The organism is Streptomyces sparsus, assembly GCF_054776295.1.
On sequence record NZ_BAAHCA010001512.1, the window covers coordinates 1 to 758 of the forward strand.

At 73.4% G+C, this 758-nt stretch carries 1 protein-coding gene; it reads left to right on the forward strand.

The features are described 5' to 3' along the window. Positions 1-289 precede the first annotated feature (289 nt). Positions 290-703, forward strand: coding sequence for a PPOX class F420-dependent oxidoreductase (locus tag ACYVE9_RS29325; protein ID WP_461030909.1), 414 nt, complete (start codon positions 290-292; stop codon positions 701-703). Positions 704-758 lie beyond the last annotated feature (55 nt).

Below are 758 nucleotides of genomic sequence, written 5' to 3' on the forward strand. Positions count from 1 at the left end.
CGACCTCCCGGAGGCCGGGGCGTACGCGACGTCCGGGGCGTAGACGTCCGGGGCGTAGGGGGTGCCCGGGGCGTACGGGCGGTCCCGGGTGTCGCCGGAGGCCGCGGGCAGCACGGCGGACAACGGGCGTTGGGCCGGACGGGGTGTCACCGCCGGGCAGCGCAGGCGGAGGGCCGTCCCCTTTGGATAGGTTCGGGCGAGGTACTCGTACAGCCGCCGACCAACCGCCCACCGGTCGCGCTCCCGCGAGGGACGGCCGGCGGCGGACCAGTGAGAGAAGGGGCACAGCGTGGCAGCCGCACTGTCAGACAACCTCAAGCAGCTTCTCGACAGCAAGGTCTTCATCATGGTCGCCACCGTCCAGCCGGACGGCAGCCCGCAGGTGACCCCGGTGTGGGTGAAGCGGGACGGCGACGACGTCCTGTTCTCCACCACCGTGGGGCGCCGCAAGGAGAAGAACCTGCGCCGCGACCCACGGGTGACCGTGGTCGTGCAGCCCGCCGACTCCCCCTACAGCTACGCCGAGATCCGCGGCACTGCCGCCCTCACCACGGACGGCGGCCAGGAGCTCATCGACGAGCTGGCGCGGAAGTACGTCGGGACGGACTACGTGGAGTTCAACCCCGACTCCCCCAACGAGGCGCCCCGGGTGGTGGTGCGGATCACGCCGGAGAAGGTCGTGGGCATGGGCGACCTGGTCTGAGCCGCCGACCTGGTCCGGGGCCCGCCGCCCGGCAGGTCCCGGCCGCCGCGCCGGG